Consider the following 16,807-nt stretch of genomic DNA (forward strand, 5'->3'; position numbering starts at 1 on the left):
ATGGTGTTATGATTTTTGGCGACGCAGACAAGACTCATCTTTCATGCGATATCCCGACCAGATGTCCGACACGCAAGCACTTGCCGTCGCACAGGCCGACCATGTCATGCGCCATTGGCAATACGATGTCGATGGGCCCATCGACATTGGTTCGGACTCCCATAAACGCATGTTCTGCCACATGCTGCTGGAGTCCCACAACCCCTACAAGCCTGCGATCATCGACTGGCCGATCCTGCCGCCCGATGCGCTCAAACGTTTGACGGCGCTGCCCATCTGGGACATCGCCGTGCAAACGGAAGGCCGCGCGTCGATTCGAGTGGCCACTTATGCGGCGACCCTTCGGGACCCGCTGTTGCGTCGGGCGATGGTCATGGACGGCGAAGAAGAAGCCCGTCACAAGATGGTGCTCGGCCGGCTCGTGGAGGTGTACGGCATCGAACTCGCGCCGGAACCCTCGTACCCGGCGCCGAAAGATGCCGAATGGGCCTGGATGAAAACCGGCTTCAGCGAATGCATCGACAGCTTCATGGCGTTTGGCCTGTTCCGCTCGGCCCAGCGTTCCGGCTACTTCCCCGAAGCGCTCGTGGAAACCTTCGAGCCCGTGGTGCAGGAGGAGGCGCGCCATATTCTATTCTTCACGAACTGGTTCGCCTGGCATCGCCGCAACCTGCCGCTCTGGAAGCGACCGTGGTTCTACGCTCGCGTCGCCGCGGTCTGGGTGGCGTTGATCTGGGATCGCGTGGCCATCGCCAAGGGTATCGATACCGACGGCGTTGCGCACGACGCCAATTTCCTTGCCACCGGTACGGCCGACCTCGGTGAATCGCTCAACCCCCGTGCGCTAATTCTGCTTTGCCTCGAAGAAGACGCACGACGCATGGACGGCTACGACAAGCGGCTGTTGCGCCCGACATTCGTCCCTAAACTCGCCCGTTTCGCGCTGCGCTTCCTGAAAGGCTGAGCGCCCGCCGGATTTCGCTGCATGGCACCGAACCGGAGGCCATGAACGACAAAAAGCCGTCCCGGGCTTCTCGCCCGGGACGGCTTTTTTAATGCCTGCGACTTTACGCCTGAAGACTTAGCTGCCTTGGCTGACGTTCAGTTCGCCAGCAGCACGGGCGCGAGCCAGTTCCTGCTTCACATCGGCGCGCGAGGCGCTCTGGCCTTGCGTGGCGACGATCGGGTAGTCGACGTCGTTCTGTGCCATCAGGCCTTCGGCGCGAGCCTGAGCCAGCTCGCTCTTCACGTCGGCACGGCTCTTGGCCGGGCCCGACGCCACGTACACCGGGTAGTCGGCGTCACCGTGCGGGATCAGTCCTTGCGAGCGGGCTTGTGCCAGATCGGCCAGCACGGCAGCACGCGTGAGCGGCTGACCTTGCGAAGCGACTTCAGGATAGTTGTTACCGTTTTCAGCGGCGTTGCTGGCAACAGCACCCAGCGAAGTGACGGCGGCGATAAGGGCGATAGCGATGTTCTTGCGGTTCATTTTCAAAACTCCTGTCTTGGTTGCGACGACTTTTTTTTCACTTGCGCCGTCGATGGAAGGAAGTCTAGAACTCCGCCTCGCAATGAAAAATGCGAAATCTGTCGAGGAACTATTGCGTATTTCGATGAGAATCGCCCGAACTGTTTCGGTGCAGACCGGGAATGAAAAATGCCGTCAGCCCCGTGAATCGGGGCTGACGGCATGGGAAGGCTGCCGTGGGATAGCCGTGCTACGGCTCAGTCGGTCAGCGATGCACCCAGTAACTCGAGCAATTGCTGTGAGCCGCGCTCACGCGACCCGGCGTCGTCATAACCATCGAGATAGGCGCCCTGCTCGGTCAACACGAGAAGCGTGCCGCCATCTTGCGCGCGCAAGTCCATCGTGGCGAGCGACACGGAAATCTTGCGCGTATCCAGATGCATCTCGTAGCTGTAGACGAGTCGCGTATCGGGCACGACGTCGTAGTAAGTGGCATCGAATGTCGACACCATGCCGCTCGCCCAGCGTCCCTTGGCGCGCTCATGCCCGCCGGGGCGCACGTCCATCGATCGCTCGATCATCGTGTAGCCGTTGCCCCCTTTGAACCAGCGATCCTTGGCTTCGCGGTCGGTCAGGGCGCGAAACACGCGTGCGGGCGACGCCGGATAGTGCCGCTCGATGCGGAACGTCGCATGCACGACACTGCGCGCCGACGGAGCGACCAGATCACGCAGCACTTCGCGTCCGAGCTTGTCGAGTGTCTGCTTCCAGCCCTCTCCGGCACCCTCGGGCATCCAGGCGAATGCCGGATCGTGCACCGTGTAGCGCTGTTCGACGTCGAGTCGCGTGCCTTCCGGCACGTCGGTAAAACCGGCGGTCGTGAGCGCACCGAACAGGGCCAGCCCCTTCGCGTCGGTCACTTCCATGTCGATCACGAGACGATTGGGTGCATCGACTTCGACGAAACGCCCGCGGATCCAGTGCGACTCGCCCTCGGGCGATTGCATGCGGAGCTCGAAAGCGCCGCCGGCGCGGGCGTCGATGTTGGCTTCGGGCACCGTATAGCCCGTCGGGCAGAACCACCGTTTGACCGCCTCGGTGTTCGTCCACGCACCGAATACCACTTCGCGCGTGGCGGCGTAGGTCCGGCCGATCGTCAGTGGCTGCAAACGCGGCTGCGCCGCCAGCTTGGCTTCACTTGCTGTCCTCATGAACGTCTCCTTCGGGCGGCAGGCTGGCCAGATACTCGCCCAATCGGTCGAGATGGCCCTCCCACTCGTGACGGCGCTGATTGATCCATCGCTCGGCGAGGCTCAGCGCCTGGGGTTCGATCCGGCACGTGCGCACACGTCCGGCCTTTTCCGTTCGCACCAGCCCCGCACTCTCGAGTACGGCCAGATGCTGCATGACCGCCTGCAACGACATGGCCAACGGCTGCGCAAGGGCACTCACCGAGGCCGGTCCCTGCGCCAGACGCGCGAGCATCGCGCGCCGGGAGGTGTCGGCCAGTGCCTGGAAAGTCAGATCGAGGGCGTTGTCATGGTCAAGCATGTACTTGAGTATAATCGCTCAGAAAAGTAAAGCAAGAACTTTAGTATTAAAGTCCTGCGAAGGAACGTTCAGGTAATGATGTGATGCTCGCGCGCCGGCAGGCGGGCCGTATGCGAGCGGTGGAGAATCTCGCGCAGCGACTGCTCGATGGTCTCGGACATGGCGTCGAGCGCCAGATCGTTGGGTTCCAGCCCGAAAGGCTCTTCGATTTCCGCGCTCACGGCTTCCAGCGCGAAGAAGGTATAGGAGATGAAGGCCACGATCACGGGTGTCATCGGACCAATGGAGTCGATCAGCCCGAACGGCAACAACAGGCTGTAGAGATAGGTCACGCGGTGCAGGATGACCCCGTAGGTGAATGGAATCGGCGTGGTGGCAATGCGCTCGCAGCCGCCGATAGCTTCGCCCAGACGATCCAGGTGCATCTCCATGACCTGCGCCAGCGGGGCCTCGATCTGCCCACGCATGCGTCGCTCGCGCAGCCACTCACCGGCCATGAGCAGCAGCGTGATCGGCTTGAACTGCTTGCGTGCGAGACATGCCACGTCTTTTTCGTCGAGCAGCCGATCGAAGTCCGCGCGCGGGTCGGTACCGCGCAGTTGATGGCGCATACCGTGCACGAACGCGATGAGATAGGCGACGAAGCGCGGCGAATCCGACGTATCGGACACCAGCGTCATCGACTGACGGGCGAGTGCGCGCGTCTCGTTGAGTACGCTGCCCCAGAGCATCCGGGCTTCCCAGTAGCGGGCATAGCTCGTGGTGTTCCGGAACCCGAGAAAGATGGCCAGGGTGATGCCGATCAGCGAAAACGGGATGAAGGTAAGCGGAATCTTCCATTCGAAGATGCGCCCGTGTGCCACGGTGACGGCAATCGAGATGATCGTGGTGAAAATGAGCTGCGGGGCGATCTTGGGCAAGATCGAGCCACGCACGACGAAAAGCATGCGCAGCCAATGCAGGTTGGGTCGGACGATCATGGCAAACAGGGGGCGCTTGCAAGCGCAGTAAGACAGGCCGTGGGGGGAGCCATTGCGGCGCGATGATACGCCGATATTGGTACGTTTGAAATGACTGAAACCTCCTGATAACTCGCGCCGATGCCTTTCCACGTCCCTCTGTCGCTCGATACCGTCGCAAAAACGCCCGCCGGCTGCAAAGCCGACGGGCGTTTCGCTGTCGCGTCAACCGAAATGCGCCTACTTCACGTCCAATGCCTGCGCGAGCGTGACCGGGTCCTGGAAGATGCTAGAGAAATCAAGCCCCCCGTGACCGTTGACGCGATGCACTTCGAAGATGCGCCGGGCGAGATCGCCGAGCGGCGTGGCCACATCGCTCGACAGCGCCGCCCCGTGCGCCAGACGCAGATCCTTCGCCATCAGGTCCGTGGCAAAGCCGCCCGTGTACCCGCGCGACGACGCCGCGTTCTCCATCACGCCCGGACACGGGTTGTAGACCTCCAGCGTCCAGTTGCGCCCCGAGCTTTGCTGCATGACGGCCGAGAGCACCTTCGGATCGAGCCCGTTGGCAATGCCCAGACGCAACGCCTCGCTCGTGCCCGCCATCAGAATGCCCAGCAGCATGTTGTTGCACAGCTTGAGTGTCTGCCCCGCGCCGAGCGGCCCGCCGTGATGAATCGCCCGCCCCATGGTGCCGAGCAACCCACGCATGCGGTCGACGAGCGCGGCATCACCACCCACCATGAACGTGAGCGTCCCCGCCGCCGCCCCGGCCGTGCCGCCCGATACCGGCGCATCGAGCAGCAGCGTGCCCGGGCGTGCGAGTTTGGCGAGCTGGCGCGGAATCTCCGGCGGCACCGTGCTGCTGTCGATCAGCACCGCGTCGGGCGCCGCGTTCGCCAACACGCCCTGCGGCCCGTCGTAAGCGGCCAGCACGTGCTCGCCTGCGGGCAACATCGTGATGACCACCTGCGCGTCGCGCACGGCATCGGCGATCGACGTGGCCGCTTTGCCGCCCGCGGCCGCCAAGCGCTCGAGCGCGGGACCGGACAAATCGAAACCGAGTACCGCGTGTCCGGCCTTCACCAGATTCGCGGCCATCGGCCCGCCCATGTTGCCCAGCCCGATGAACGCGACCCGCAGCGGCCCTTGTTGAGTTTCCGTAGCCATCGTTTGTCTCCGAGTGGTCGTGAATCGTGCGCGTTACTTCAGCGTGATCGTTGTGTTCACGCCCGCCGGGCCGGTGCCGCGTGCCTGCCAGCGTGCCGTCACCGTCTTGGTCTGCGTCCAGAACAGGATGGCCTGCTTGCCGTTCGGGCCGAGATCGCCCAGCTTCGACGCACGCGAACCGGTGAAGCTGAACCAGGCCACCGGTACCGGAATCGGCAGGTTGATGCCGACCTGGCCGACGTCGATCTCGTTCTGGAACTGACGCGCAGCGCCGCCGTCCTGCGTGAACAGCGCCACCCCGTTGCCGTTCGGGTTCGCATTGACGAAGGCGATCGCTTCATCGAGGGTGTCGACACCGGCCATGCACAGCACCGGGCCGAAGATCTCGTCGCGATAGATCGACATTTCCGCCGTCACGCCATCGAAGATCGTCGGGCCGACGAAGTTGCCTTCGGGGGCTTCCTTGACCGTATGGCCGCGCCCGTCGAGCAGCAGCTTCGCGCCCTCTTCCACGCCGGCGCCGATGAGCTTCTCGATGCGCGCACGCGCCTGCTTCGACACGACCGGGCCGAGATCCGCCTTGCGGTCCGTGCCCGGGCCAACCTTCAGCGCACGCGCGCGTTCGACCAGTTCGGGCACCCACTCGCGGGCCTCGCCGACGAGCACGGCAACGGACGTCGCCATGCAGCGTTGTCCCGCCGCACCGAAAGCCGCGCCGAGCAGGTGATTCATGGCCTGTTCGCGGTCGGCGTCCGGCAGGATCACGCAGTGGTTCTTTGCACCCATCATCGCCTGACAGCGCTTGCCCGCTTCCGACGCGCGACGGTAGATATGCGTGCCGACGTGCGTCGAACCGATGAACGACACCGCCTTGATGTCCGGGTGATCGCAAATGCCGTTGGCCGTGTCCGGCCCGCCGTGCACCACGTTGAGCACGCCCGGGGGCAGACCGGCTTCGAGCGCCAGCTCGGCCAGACGCAGCGACGCGCTCGGGTCCTGCTCCGAGGGCTTGAGCACGAACGTGTTGCCCGTGGCCACGGCCAGCGGGAACATGAAACACGGCAGCATCACCGGGAAGTTGAAGGCCGTAATGCCTGCGCACACGCCCAGCGGTTCGATGAGGGTGTAGACGTCGACACCGCCTGCCGCGTTCTGCGCGTACTCGCCCAGTTGCAGCGACGCAATCGAACACGCGTGCTCCACGACTTCGAGGCCGCGCCCGACTTCGCCTTCGGCGTCGGGCAGCGTCTTGCCATGTTCGCGCGTGATCAGCTCGGCCAGTTCGCCGGTGTGATCGCGCAACAGTTGCTGGAAGCGCAGCATCACGCGCATGCGGTTCGCTTGCGACGTGTTGCGCCACGACTTGTAGGCGGCCTTGGCCGACGCCACGGCCGCATTGAGTTCGTCAGGTGTCGCGAACGGCACGCGCGCAACGACTTCCTGCGTCGCGGGGTTCACGACATCGCGCCACTGCGAGGTCTTCGACTCGACACGTTTGCCGTCGATCAGCAGCGGAATGGTAGGTAGGGACATGACACGCTCTCCGGATCAAAACGAATGCAGGGGAATTCGAGTTAAGAGAATCACTTCGCTGCCGTGCTCGTCTTCACGAGCGAACAGGTCGACTTCGACAGCGGCTGGAAGGCTTCCGTCGCGGGGACGGTGGCAACTTTAGTGTAGTAATCCCACGGGCCCTTGGACTCGGCGGGGGCCTTCACGCGGAACAGATACATGTCGTGAATCACGCGACCGTCGGGGCGAATCGATGCGTTGTGCATGATCGGGTCGCGAATCGGCATTTCACGCATTTTTTGCGCAACCGTCTTGGCATCGACGCTCTGTGCTGCCGCCACGGCGCGCAGGTAGTGCAACACGCTCGAGTACACGCCGGCCTGCACCATCGTCGGCTTCAGGTCCTTGTACTTCTTCTGGAAGCGGGCCGACCACGTGCGCGAGGCGTCGTCGAAGTCCCAATAGAAGCCGTCCGTGAACATCAGGCCCTGCGCGGTGTTCAGCCCCAGTGCATGCACGTCCGACAGGAACACCAGCAGCGCCGCGAGCTTCTGGCCGCGCTGGACGATACCGAACTCGCGCGCCTGCTTGAGGACGTTCACGGTGTCCTGGCCGCCGTTGGCGAGCGCGACGACCTGGGCCTTCGAACTTTGCGCCTGCAACAGGAACGACGCGTAATCGGACGCGTTGAGCGGGTGGCGCGACTGGCCGACGACCGAACCGCCGAGCGACTTCACGATGTCGGCAGCGTCTTTTTCGAGCGAGTGCCCGAACGCATAGTCGACGGTGATGAAGTACCACGACTTGCCGCCGTTGCCGACCACGGCGCGGGCCGTCGCGGCAGACTGCGAGTACGTGTCGAACATCCAGTGGAAGCCGGTGGGTGAACAGTCTTCGTTCGTCAGACGCGTGGTCGCCGGTCCCGAGAACATCACCACGCGCTGCTTGTCCATCGCCAGCTTCTGCACGGCGAGCGCCGCAGCGGAGTTGGTCAGGTCGGCGATCGCATCGACGTTGTCGCGATCGAACCATTCGCGCGCCTTGTTCGCGGCAACGTCGGCCTTGTTCTGGTTGTCGGCCGAGACCAGATCGATCTTCATGCCCTTGCACTCGGCGGCCAGACAGTCGTCGATGGCCATCTGTGCGGCCACCACCGACCCGGCGCCGCCCATTGCGGAATACGTGCCCGACATGTCGGTGAGCACGCCCACCTTCACCGGACGATCCGGCAACTGCGCCATACCGGCCGACGACGCTACCCCCAAGCCCGCACCGAGTCCCAGCGCGAGCAGCCACGGCTTGATCTTCATCGCTTTTGTCTCCTTCAGGTCCTACAGGTTTTTTTATGCTTTCGTCGCCAGCGTCTATGCGCGGCGCTCATAAATTGTATTTGTGCGAATTTGCTTTACATAGCGCATCTCTGCATCTACTTTGTGCATAAATGCACATAGGAGACCGGACGATGCCCCGCACCGCCGCCACACGACCGTCGCGCATTGCCAGCCCGCCGGGCGCAGAGCCGCGCCCCGACTGGGACGATCTTCGATACTTTCTGGAGGTGGCTCGCACGCAGCGCGTGAGTGCCGCGGCGCAGCGTCTGGGCGTGGATCACACCACGGTGTCGCGGCGGGTTCGCGCGCTCGAACAGTCGCTCGGCACGCTGCTGTTCGACAAGTCGCGCAATGCGGGCTTTGCGCTCACGCCCGAGGGGCAACAGTTGCTGGTGCACGCGGAGCAGATGGAGACGGCGCTGCAATCGGCCTGCGAGCAGGTGGCCGGTCTGGGGCAAACGCTCTCCGGTCATGTGCGCATCGGCTCGACGGAAGCGTTCGGCACCTATTTCGTGACGCCGGTCCTCTCGCGTTTTCAGCGCGAATACCCGGCCATCGACTTCGACGTGCTGCCGGTGCCGCGCTTCGTCAGCTTGTCCAAGCGCGAGGCCGACCTGGCCATCACCATCGAACGTCCGCAGCGCGGCCCTTACGTGTGCAGCAAGCTATGCGACTACCGGTTGCAGTTGTACGCCACGCCCGGCTACCTCGCGCAATACGGCGACGTGCAGACGTTCGCCGACCTGAGCGGACGCCGCTTCATCAGCTACGTCGACGAACTCTCGTTCAGCAACGAACTACGCTATCTGGAAGACATCGTGCCCGGCTGCGACGTCGTGCTGCGCAGCACCAGCGTGATTGCGCAATATCAGGCGGCGTTGCAAGGCGAAGCGCTGGCGATTCTGCCCTGCTTCATGGCCGCACAGGATCCCCGGCTCGTGCCGCTGCTGGTCGACGAGGTGGTCGTCACCCGCAGCTTCTGGATTTACTGCCACGAAGAGTTGCGCACACTCAAGCGCATTACGGTGCTATGGGATTACCTGCGCGACGCCGCCCAGCGCAACGACGCCCTGCTGCAAGGCAAGGCCGGTCGGTTGCAATTGACGTGATGATCCACCGCAGTGAACGCTCGGCCGGCACGATCAGCGAATCTTGCGCTGTTCGGCGTCGATCACTTCGGGAATCGCGGCGCGCATGGCTTCGACGAATCGCAGCAGGCGCGCGGGATAGAACTTCGCGTACGGGTAGATGAGATACATTGGCAGCGCTGTCGAGCGCCACTGCGGCACGAGCTGGATCAGCCGCCCTTGTGCCACGTCCTCGGCCATCAGCCACGCGGAACAGCACCCCACTCCCAGCCCACACAATGTGGCACTGCGCAATGCGTAGAGATTGTCCGTACTCATGCGCGGATCGAATGTCAGCCGCGCCGCTTCGCGCGTCTGCTCGTGCGTGAGGGTGAGCTCGTTGCGATAGAACGTCGTGAGCGAGAGCCACGGCATCGACGTCAGCATCGACGGATGCTCCGGCACCGGCCGCCCCGCCAGCAGATCGGGAGACGCCACCACGATGCGCGGCACGTCGGTGAGCAGGATCGCGACGTTCGACGGGTCGTGCAGCTCCCCCACGTGAATCGCGCAGTCGATCCCCTCGGCGATGAAATCCGGTTCGCGATCCTGCAGGAACCAGTGGATCTTCATGCCGGTGTAGCGCTCGAGAAAATCCGCCAACGGGCCGATCATCATCTCCTGCCCGAAAGCGTGCGGCGCCAGCACCCGCAGGGTGCCCTCCGGGTCCCGCCCCGTGCCCCGTACGTCGGCCTCGAACGCTTCCCAACTCGTGACCAGCTCCTTCGCGCGCGCAAAGCATCGCTCGCCGTCTTCGGTGAGTTTCATGCGGTGCGTCGAACGCTGGAGCAAACGCAGGCCCAGCAAACGCTCGAGCATCTGCAACCGGCGGCTGACCGTTGGCTGCGTGGTGCCCAGCAGCGTCGCGGCGGCCGACAGACTCCCGGCCTCGACGATGCGCACGAAGGTCTGCATGAGTTCGACACGGTCGGCACCGCTGGCCCGGCTTGACTGGGCGTCATACGTCGATGGCGGCAAAAGCGGGGGTTGGATGGGCTCGGTCATACGCGCTACGCATAAAGGTTGTACGGATTATAGGTCTACCGCTGCACCGCACCAAGCGCGACACTACGCCCCGTACTGACTAATACGTCCCCACTTACCGGACCACAGGAGCCACACTTCATGAGTTCCGCGCAAATTTCCAATCCCGCCACAGGGGCGCGCCCCCAGGCCGAACTCTCGGCCCGGCTGATTCTGCTGCTGGCGACTGGCACGGGCCTGACCGTCGCCTCGCTGTACTACGCGCAGCCGATGCTCGGCATCATGACCGACGACATTCATGCGTCGAACACGGCCGTCGGCTGGGTGCCCACGCTCACGCAACTCGGCTACGCGCTCGGCATTTTGCTGCTCGTGCCGCTGGGGGACATCATCGACCGGCGTCGCATCGTGCTGATCAAGGGGGCGATTCTCACGCTCGCGTTGCTGGCCGCCGCCGCCGCGCCGGGCATCGGCACGTTGCTCGCCGCCAGTCTGGCGATCGGGCTGACCGCGACCATGGCGCAGGACATCGTGCCCGCCGCTGCAGCGATTGCCCCCGAGTCCATTCGAGGTCGCGTGGTCGGCACGGTCATGACCGGCCTGCTGCTGGGCATTCTGCTTTCGCGGGTGGTGTCGGGCTTCGTCGCACAGAACTTCGGTTGGCGGGCCATGTACGTCGTCGCGGCGATCAGTGTCGCCGGGTTTGGCGTGGTGGCATGGCGCGCGCTGCCGTCGTTCCACCCGACCACGCAGATGACCTATCGTCGCCTGATCGGGTCGGTCGCCGACCTGTGGCGTCGTCATCCGGCGCTGCGCCGCGCCGCATTCGCTCAGGGCTTGTTGTCGGTCGGCTTCTCCGCCTTCTGGTCAACGCTCGCGGTCATGCTGCACGACGCACCGTTCCATCTGGGCGCTGCGGCGGCGGGGGCATTCGGCCTGGCCGGCGCGGCCGGCGCACTGGGCGCACCGCTGGCCGGTCGCATCGCCGACCGCAAGGGACCGCAGATCGTGACGCGCCTCGGCGCCGGGCTTGTCGCCGTGTCGTTCGCAGCGATGCTATTCGCACCGCTGCTCGGGGCACATGCGCAGTTGTGGTTGATCGGATTGGCCGCCATCGGCTTCGATCTCGGTGTGCAGGTGGCGCTGGTGTCGCACCAGACCATCGTGTACGGGATCGAGCCGGCCGCACGCAGCCGCTTGAACGCAGTGCTCTTCGTCGGCGTGTTTATCGGCATGGCCGTCGGCGCCGCGCTCGGTGCGCAAGCGCTGGCACACTGGGGCTGGACAGGTGTGGCGTCGCTCGCAACGCTGGCCGCACTCGGCGCACTGACCGTGCGCCTGTGGCCGGGCACCACTGCGGCCCATTGAACGAATGCGTCGGAAGGGCGATCACCCTTCCGACGCTGCCGCGCAGGCCCTTGCCTTTTCGAACAGCGCGTTGGCGTCGACACCTTCGAGGTTGAGGCCAAAGCGGCCGTCGAGCAGTTGCGACAGTTGCGACGCCGACGTGATCGAGGTCTCGGCAATGACATCCCCCTGCTGGCCACGCTCCGTGAGCTTCGTGTCGAGCAACGCAATCCGCCCTTGTGGCAGGGCGCGGCAGACGATCAGGTGGTTCCGGAAAAGCGAGTCGGGCGCACTCGACGTGTACCAGTTGCTCAGCTTGTAATCGATCCATTCCGCCGGGCGCAGGGTGAAGCGGTAAGTCGGCATCCATGCTTGCCCCGATTTCACGCTCAGCCGATATTCAGTCAGCGTCTCGGCGCCGCCGGCGCGCACCGTCTCCAACTGATAGGTCTCGAGTCGTGTCGGTTGTTCGTCGCTGACGTTCAGCCGCAGCGGCGCAGTGAGCGTGACGGACCCGAAACCGACATCGGCCAGCCAGGCCTCGCCCTCCAGATCGACACGCAACGCCATATGGGTGGCGGCTGATTCGGATTCGAAGCTGCGTCCCCACGCAACGCGCGCGATGAGCGGCGTGACGGTGAAGCCGAGATGCGTGAGCGCGTTGGCCAGCAGGGCGTTCTGCTCGAAGCAGTAGCCGCCGCGGCCGCCGTCGAGCAATTTCGCCACGATCGATGGCAGATCCACCTCCACCGGCCGGCCGCGAATCGGGTCGAGATTTTCGAACGGAATGGCCAGCGGATGCAGAGCGTGCACCGTGCGCAAGACGTCGAGCGTCGCTTCGCGCGGGCCGGTGTAGCCGATGCGCCGGAAATAGCGCTCGGGATCGAAGGGATGGGACATGCCGGACTTCCTCTCACGGGATGCGGACATACGCAGTGCACATACGGTAGCGCATCCGGTGTGTCCCCGTGCAATGCCCCGTTGATCCCGGGGGGCATTTCCGCCGTGCGTGGTACCCCCGACTTTTGGCAGGGACACGTGAGCGCGTCGACCTCGTATGCTTACGCCGTCGCGCCGCGTGCGCCTTCCCTGTCGAGCCATGACCGTTTCGTCACACCCGACGATCACCGTTGCCTGCCAATGCGGTGGCGTCACCCTGTCGCTTCGCGGCAAACCGGCCGCGCGAGCGCTGTGTCACTGCCATGCGTGTCGTGACTTCTACGGCAGCGCCGTCCTCGCCGCGACGGCCTGGTCGCCCGCCCAGGTCGTCCTCACGGGCAGCACCCGAACGTTTGCGCACCCCTCGCGCAAAATGACGCGTCGCTTTTGCGACGCTTGCGGCGAGACGCTGCACGGCACGAACCGTCTGGACATGTGCGTGGTGCCGAACGCCCTCCTCGCGCGCGCGAACGGCGGCACGCTGCCGGCCGAACTGCAACCGGCGATGCATCTGTTCTATCGGCACCGCACACTCGACGTGCACGACGCATTGCCCAAATACCTCGACGGCTGGGACGGACCGCTTTACGGGGAATAAGCCGCACAGGCACCGCAACATGAGTGCGGTGCCGCCGGGCTCGGCGAACGATTCAGTCCGACGATTCGCAGAAGCGAATGCGATTGTTGAACGGATCGGTCACCGTCATCTGCTTGCCCCAGTCGAGTGCCTCGATGCCGGGGTTCATGTTCGGGTAACGCTTGCCGCTCAACTCGCGCTGGTAGGCCTCGACACCGTGCATGAACACGAACGTCGTTGCGCCGGGGCTGGCGTCGCCGAAATGACCGGACAGGTGCAGCGTCATGCCTGCACGCGAGACCTGGCAGTACAACGGCATGCCGTCGGCAAAGCGGTGCTCCCAGTCGAGTTTGAAGCCCAGAAAGTCGACGTAGAATTCGCGCGCCTTCGCTTCGTCGAAAATGCGGTGAATCGGCGCGACCGTGTCGAAGACGATACCGTCGCCCTGCGCGGCGACAAGCTTCGCGGCGAGCACGTTCCAGTCCGCAAAGCCGAACTGGGCGGCAACGGATTCCAGTGCCTGCGCGTGGGAGAGATCGATCCCCTCGCGCGCAAGACGTTCGCGCAGGGACTTCGCCATGACTTTGGCGTCGAGATAGGTTCGCATGCTGGCCATCCTGGTTAGCGTTCGGTGGCGACGAAATCGATCAGGGCTCGCGTTGCTGAAGCTCGTCGCCTGAAGCACGGGACGGACATGCATGAACTGCGATGCTTTCACCGTGCCCGGCATGGCATGCGCGGGTGCGAGCGGCAGGCAGCAACGGCCTCGCGCCGATTCTAGCAGTAATCTGCGGACTACAGACGCCACCTGCGCGATGCCGAAATGCGATGGACCGGTGCCGAATTCGCTATTGGCCGGGCGCGCGGCGCGCCGGTATAGTGGCGCTCGTTGCCCTGTCGACCGGCCCTGCGCGCCGGCCGTCATTCTCCGGAGTCCCCTTTTCATGATCGACGCCGCGCGCGTGACGCAAGCGCTGGCCGAGCGCCACATCCACCCCGATCTCCGCCAGCGCGAAGCGCTCGCGGCACTGACCCGACTGATGCCACCCAGGCACGGCCAGCCCGCTTTCGACGGTGTGTACTGTTACGGCCTGCCCGGCCGGGGAAAGAGCCTCGTGGTCGACGCCGCGTTCGCCGTCGCCGTCTGCGAAAAACGGCGCGTGCATTTTCACGAATTCCTGCGCGACATCCATCGCCAACTCGTGCGCGAGCCGAAGTGCGACGACCGCCTCGCCGCCGTCGCCCATCGTTGGCTCGATGGTGTCGAGCTGCTTTGCTTCGACGAATTCCACGTGCACGACATTGCCGACGCCTTCCTGATCGGCCGCTTCCTCGACATCGCACTGGCGCGCGGCGTGCGTTTGGTGTTGACGTCGAACTACGCGCCGCAGCAGTTGCTGCCCGATCCGGAGTTCCACGAGCGCTTCGAGCCGACCATCGCGGTGATCCTGCAACGCTTCGCGATCGTCCATTTCGACGGGGCCACCGATTACCGCATGGGCGGCGAGGCCGCAACGATAACGCGCTGGATCTCACCGCTGGAAGCCGCTCGACACATCTTGCCAACGCGCTACCAGGTGCTCGAAGGCATGCCGCCCAACGCGCCGACGAACGTCTCGCTCGCTGGCCGGACACTACCGGCGAAAAGCGCAGGCAATCGCGTGTTGTGGGCGAGTTTCGACGACCTTTGCGTCGCGCATCGCTCGCATCTCGATTACCTCTCGCTGGCCGAACAGTGGCAGACGTTGATCGTCGACGACTTGCAGGTCGACCAATTGCGCCGTCCCGATACGTTGCAGCGTTTCCTGTGGCTCATCGACATCTGCTACGACCGGCATCGCACGCTGCTGATTGCGTCAGACGCTCCGCTCATTCCGGCACTCGACGCGCTCAGCGACTGGCGCGATCTCTCGCGCACCATCAGCCGTCTGGCCGAAATGGGATCGCTCGATTACGAACGCCGCACGCTCGTGCGAGGGCGCTGACGAATTCCGGGCAATTCACGAACTCACACGACACCAGCGATGCACTCGCGTATCCAGCGATGCGCCGGATCACGATGCACACGCTCGTGCCACAGCATCGAGATTTCGAACCCAGGTACGTCCACGGGTGCCGTCATCACCTGCAATGCGGGATCGTCGCGAACGAGGCGCTCCGGCGCCATCGCGACGAGATCCGTATGGGCGAGCGCCGCGCGCAAGAACAGAAAATGCGGCGCGGAAAAGACGACGCGTCGCGACATGCCGAGTTGGGCGAGTGCGTCGTCGGTGCCAGCGTGGAAGCCACCACCGTCCTGCGACACCACTGCGTGTTCGAGTTCGCAGAACTGTTTGAGCGTCGGCTTGCGTCTTAGCTTCGGATGATCGCGGCGCGCCGCCAGTACATATCGCTCGTGGAACAACGCCTTGCGGCGCATGCCTTCGGGCGAGCCGTCCGTCGTATGAAAAGCGATGTCAATGACGCCCTGCTCCGCCTGCCGGGCAATGCGCGATGGCGACAAGTCGAAGATCGCCAGTCGCGTGCGCGGCGCCACATCACGCAGTCGCTGCAACACCGGCAACACGATGGTCGACTCCGTGTAATCGGTCGCGGCGATTCGCCATGTCACCTCGGCGTCGTCCGGGTCGAACGGCGCATCGGCCGCCACGGCACGCGAGAGCGACTCGAGGGCCTCGCGCAGCGGCGCACGCAGTGCCTCGGCTCGCGTCGTGGGACGCATGCCGCGCGGCCCGGGCAACAGCAGCGGGTCGCCAAGCAAATCGCGCAGCTTCGCCAGATGCACGCTCACCGCGGGTTGCGACATATGCAGACGCTCGGCCGCCCGCGTCACGTTCTGCTCCACGAGCAGGACGTCGAGCGTCACGAGAAGATTCAGATCGATTCGACGTAAATTATCCATTGTTATACCTGCCATATCAGGAATTCATTTTCAATATACCTTGACCTTGCCTAAGCTGCATTCGTCCCCTGAAACGAATACGCCCAACAGCAACGGAGCCAGAAAATGAATGTCCTGATCGTCTACGCCCACCCGCAGCCTCGCTCGTTGAACGGCGCGCTGCGCGACTTTGCCGTCCAGCATCTGGAAGCCGCCGGACACACCGTGCAGGTCTCGGATCTTTACGCCATGCAGTGGAAGACCACACTCGACGAACACGACGCGCCGCAGCGCGACGCGAGCCTACCGTTCGACACGTCGCTCGATTCCAAGCGCGCGTACGCCGAGGGCACGCAAAGCGACGACATCGCACGTGAGCAGGACAAGCTGCGCTGGGCCGATACGGTGATCTTCCAGTTCCCGCTGTGGTGGTTTTCGATGCCCGCGATCATGAAGGGCTGGATCGACCGCGTGTACGCCTGCGGGTTCGCCTACGGCGTGGGGGAGCACTCCGACACGCATTGGGGCACGCGTTACGGCGAAGGCTCCATGTCGGGCAAGCGCGCCATGCTCATCGTCACGGCGGGCGGCTGGGTGTCGCACTACAGCCCTCGTGGTATCAACGGTCCGATCGACGACGTGTTGTTCCCGATTCAGCACGGCATGCTGTTCTACCCCGGCTTTGACGTGCTGCCGCCTTACGTCGTCTACCGTACCGGCAAGGTCAACGCCGTGCGATGGTCGGAGATCGAGCACGAACTCGGTGCGCGTCTCGACTCGCTCACGACAACCGCGCCGATTCCCTATCGTCGACAGAACTTTGGTGCCTACGAAATTCCGGCGCTCACGCTCAAGGAGGACATCGCCGCCGGCCAGACGGGCTACGCCGCGCATATCGCCTGAACGATCGCCGACGCGCGGGTCCCGGCGATGCCGGACCGACCGGATGAGGGAAGGACAG

The 16,807-nt window shown here is 64.3% G+C and carries 17 protein-coding genes; 6 read left to right on the forward strand and 11 right to left on the reverse strand.

Features of this window, described 5'->3' with window-relative positions; all coding sequences use genetic code 11:
* The first annotated feature begins 61 nt into the window (after positions 1 to 61).
* Positions 62 to 964, forward strand: coding sequence for a ferritin-like domain-containing protein (locus ABWO90_RS09875; protein WP_353191153.1), 903 nt, complete (start codon positions 62 to 64; stop codon positions 962 to 964).
* A 117-nt stretch (positions 965 to 1,081) separates the two neighbouring features.
* Here ABWO90_RS09875 and ABWO90_RS09880 read toward each other — a convergent pair whose 3' ends face one another.
* The 7 genes from ABWO90_RS09880 to ABWO90_RS09910 form a co-directional block, all read right to left on the reverse strand.
* Entirely contained in the window at positions 1,082 to 1,489 is a 408-nt protein-coding gene (locus ABWO90_RS09880) for a DUF4148 domain-containing protein (protein ID WP_353191044.1), read from the reverse strand.
* 236 nt (positions 1,490 to 1,725) lie between these two features.
* Positions 1,726 to 2,679 carry an SRPBCC family protein gene (locus tag ABWO90_RS09885; RefSeq protein WP_353191045.1) on the reverse strand — a complete coding sequence of 318 codons (954 nt, stop codon included), beginning with the start codon at positions 2,677 to 2,679 and terminating at the stop codon, positions 1,726 to 1,728.
* Positions 2,663 to 3,019: an ArsR/SmtB family transcription factor gene (locus tag ABWO90_RS09890; RefSeq protein WP_353191046.1), complete on the reverse strand. Its 357-nt coding sequence runs from the start codon at positions 3,017 to 3,019 to the stop codon at positions 2,663 to 2,665. Before ABWO90_RS09890 ends, ABWO90_RS09885 begins: the two co-directional genes overlap by 17 nt.
* Before the next feature lie 68 nt (positions 3,020 to 3,087).
* Positions 3,088 to 3,999 carry a bestrophin family protein gene (locus tag ABWO90_RS09895; RefSeq protein WP_353191047.1) on the reverse strand — a complete coding sequence of 304 codons (912 nt, stop codon included), beginning with the start codon at positions 3,997 to 3,999 and terminating at the stop codon, positions 3,088 to 3,090.
* Between the two features lie 219 nt (positions 4,000 to 4,218).
* Positions 4,219 to 5,148: a 3-hydroxyisobutyrate dehydrogenase gene (gene mmsB, locus ABWO90_RS09900; RefSeq protein ID WP_353191048.1), complete on the reverse strand. Its 930-nt coding sequence runs from the start codon at positions 5,146 to 5,148 to the stop codon at positions 4,219 to 4,221.
* A 33-nt stretch (positions 5,149 to 5,181) separates the two neighbouring features.
* A complete protein-coding gene (locus tag ABWO90_RS09905; RefSeq protein WP_353191049.1) occupies positions 5,182 to 6,681 on the reverse strand; it encodes a CoA-acylating methylmalonate-semialdehyde dehydrogenase in 1,500 nt (499 codons plus the stop codon).
* A gap of 50 nt (positions 6,682 to 6,731) precedes the next feature.
* The gene (locus ABWO90_RS09910; RefSeq protein WP_502922585.1) at positions 6,732 to 7,970 is read right to left on the reverse strand and encodes an ABC transporter substrate-binding protein; all 1,239 of its coding nucleotides are present in this window, start codon (positions 7,968 to 7,970) and stop codon (positions 6,732 to 6,734) included.
* A 152-nt stretch (positions 7,971 to 8,122) separates the two neighbouring features.
* Here ABWO90_RS09910 and ABWO90_RS09915 point away from each other — a divergent pair, with 152 nt between their 5' ends.
* The gene (locus tag ABWO90_RS09915; RefSeq protein ID WP_353191050.1) at positions 8,123 to 9,100 is read left to right on the forward strand and encodes a LysR family transcriptional regulator; all 978 of its coding nucleotides are present in this window, start codon (positions 8,123 to 8,125) and stop codon (positions 9,098 to 9,100) included.
* A 33-nt stretch (positions 9,101 to 9,133) separates the two neighbouring features.
* Here ABWO90_RS09915 and ABWO90_RS09920 read toward each other — a convergent pair whose 3' ends face one another.
* Positions 9,134 to 10,123: a LysR family transcriptional regulator gene (locus tag ABWO90_RS09920; protein WP_502922586.1), complete on the reverse strand. Its 990-nt coding sequence runs from the start codon at positions 10,121 to 10,123 to the stop codon at positions 9,134 to 9,136.
* 120 nt (positions 10,124 to 10,243) lie between these two features.
* Here ABWO90_RS09920 and ABWO90_RS09925 point away from each other — a divergent pair, with 120 nt between their 5' ends.
* The gene (locus ABWO90_RS09925; RefSeq protein WP_353191051.1) at positions 10,244 to 11,470 is read left to right on the forward strand and encodes an MFS transporter; all 1,227 of its coding nucleotides are present in this window, start codon (positions 10,244 to 10,246) and stop codon (positions 11,468 to 11,470) included.
* A gap of 21 nt (positions 11,471 to 11,491) precedes the next feature.
* Here ABWO90_RS09925 and ABWO90_RS09930 read toward each other — a convergent pair whose 3' ends face one another.
* Entirely contained in the window at positions 11,492 to 12,349 is an 858-nt protein-coding gene (locus ABWO90_RS09930) for an arylamine N-acetyltransferase family protein (protein WP_353191052.1), read from the reverse strand.
* A gap of 199 nt (positions 12,350 to 12,548) precedes the next feature.
* On the opposite strand from ABWO90_RS09930, the gene ABWO90_RS09935 reads away from it, so the two are divergent.
* A complete protein-coding gene (locus tag ABWO90_RS09935) occupies positions 12,549 to 12,986 on the forward strand; it encodes a GFA family protein (protein WP_353191053.1) in 438 nt (145 codons plus the stop codon).
* A gap of 52 nt (positions 12,987 to 13,038) precedes the next feature.
* Here the strand turns inward: ABWO90_RS09935 and ABWO90_RS09940 are convergent, their stop codons facing one another.
* Complete coding sequence (locus tag ABWO90_RS09940) at positions 13,039 to 13,572, reverse strand: glyoxalase superfamily protein (RefSeq protein ID WP_353191054.1); 534 nt, start codon at positions 13,570 to 13,572, stop codon at positions 13,039 to 13,041.
* Between the two features lie 337 nt (positions 13,573 to 13,909).
* Here ABWO90_RS09940 and zapE point away from each other — a divergent pair, with 337 nt between their 5' ends.
* Entirely contained in the window at positions 13,910 to 14,950 is a 1,041-nt protein-coding gene (zapE, locus tag ABWO90_RS09945; RefSeq protein WP_353191055.1) for a cell division protein ZapE, read from the forward strand.
* 23 nt (positions 14,951 to 14,973) lie between these two features.
* Here the strand turns inward: zapE and ABWO90_RS09950 are convergent, their stop codons facing one another.
* Positions 14,974 to 15,882 carry a LysR family transcriptional regulator gene (locus ABWO90_RS09950; RefSeq protein WP_502922587.1) on the reverse strand — a complete coding sequence of 303 codons (909 nt, stop codon included), beginning with the start codon at positions 15,880 to 15,882 and terminating at the stop codon, positions 14,974 to 14,976.
* 90 nt (positions 15,883 to 15,972) lie between these two features.
* On the opposite strand from ABWO90_RS09950, the gene ABWO90_RS09955 reads away from it, so the two are divergent.
* On the forward strand, positions 15,973 to 16,749 hold the full coding sequence (locus tag ABWO90_RS09955; protein WP_353191057.1) for an NAD(P)H-dependent oxidoreductase: 777 nt from the start codon (positions 15,973 to 15,975) through the stop codon (positions 16,747 to 16,749).
* Positions 16,750 to 16,807: the final 58 nt, after the last annotated feature.

This window comes from Pandoraea pnomenusa, assembly GCF_040391475.1.
In the GTDB taxonomy this organism is placed as follows: Bacteria; Pseudomonadota; Gammaproteobacteria; order Burkholderiales; family Burkholderiaceae; genus Pandoraea; species Pandoraea pnomenusa_C.

Bases quoted from the DNA above. Each gene is read 5' to 3' on its own strand.
- ABWO90_RS09875 (WP_353191153.1), top strand. From the start codon at position 62: ATGTCCGACACGCAAGCACTTGCCGTCGCACAGGCCGACCATGTCATG.
- ABWO90_RS09880 (WP_353191044.1), bottom strand. From the start codon at position 1,489: ATGAACCGCAAGAACATCGCTATCGCCCTTATCGCCGCCGTCACTTCG.
- ABWO90_RS09885 (WP_353191045.1), bottom strand. From the start codon at position 2,679: ATGAGGACAGCAAGTGAAGCCAAGCTGGCGGCGCAGCCGCGTTTGCAG.
- ABWO90_RS09890 (WP_353191046.1), bottom strand. From the start codon at position 3,019: ATGCTTGACCATGACAACGCCCTCGATCTGACTTTCCAGGCACTGGCC.
- ABWO90_RS09895 (WP_353191047.1), bottom strand. From the start codon at position 3,999: ATGATCGTCCGACCCAACCTGCATTGGCTGCGCATGCTTTTCGTCGTG.
- mmsB (WP_353191048.1), bottom strand. From the start codon at position 5,148: ATGGCTACGGAAACTCAACAAGGGCCGCTGCGGGTCGCGTTCATCGGG.
- ABWO90_RS09905 (WP_353191049.1), bottom strand. From the start codon at position 6,681: ATGTCCCTACCTACCATTCCGCTGCTGATCGACGGCAAACGTGTCGAG.
- ABWO90_RS09910 (WP_502922585.1), bottom strand. From the start codon at position 7,970: ATGAAGATCAAGCCGTGGCTGCTCGCGCTGGGACTCGGTGCGGGCTTG.
- ABWO90_RS09915 (WP_353191050.1), top strand. From the start codon at position 8,123: ATGCCCCGCACCGCCGCCACACGACCGTCGCGCATTGCCAGCCCGCCG.
- ABWO90_RS09920 (WP_502922586.1), bottom strand. From the start codon at position 10,123: ATGACCGAGCCCATCCAACCCCCGCTTTTGCCGCCATCGACGTATGAC.
- ABWO90_RS09925 (WP_353191051.1), top strand. From the start codon at position 10,244: ATGAGTTCCGCGCAAATTTCCAATCCCGCCACAGGGGCGCGCCCCCAG.
- ABWO90_RS09930 (WP_353191052.1), bottom strand. From the start codon at position 12,349: ATGTCCCATCCCTTCGATCCCGAGCGCTATTTCCGGCGCATCGGCTAC.
- ABWO90_RS09935 (WP_353191053.1), top strand. From the start codon at position 12,549: ATGACCGTTTCGTCACACCCGACGATCACCGTTGCCTGCCAATGCGGT.
- ABWO90_RS09940 (WP_353191054.1), bottom strand. From the start codon at position 13,572: ATGCGAACCTATCTCGACGCCAAAGTCATGGCGAAGTCCCTGCGCGAA.
- zapE (WP_353191055.1), top strand. From the start codon at position 13,910: ATGATCGACGCCGCGCGCGTGACGCAAGCGCTGGCCGAGCGCCACATC.
- ABWO90_RS09950 (WP_502922587.1), bottom strand. From the start codon at position 15,882: ATGGCAGGTATAACAATGGATAATTTACGTCGAATCGATCTGAATCTT.
- ABWO90_RS09955 (WP_353191057.1), top strand. From the start codon at position 15,973: ATGAATGTCCTGATCGTCTACGCCCACCCGCAGCCTCGCTCGTTGAAC.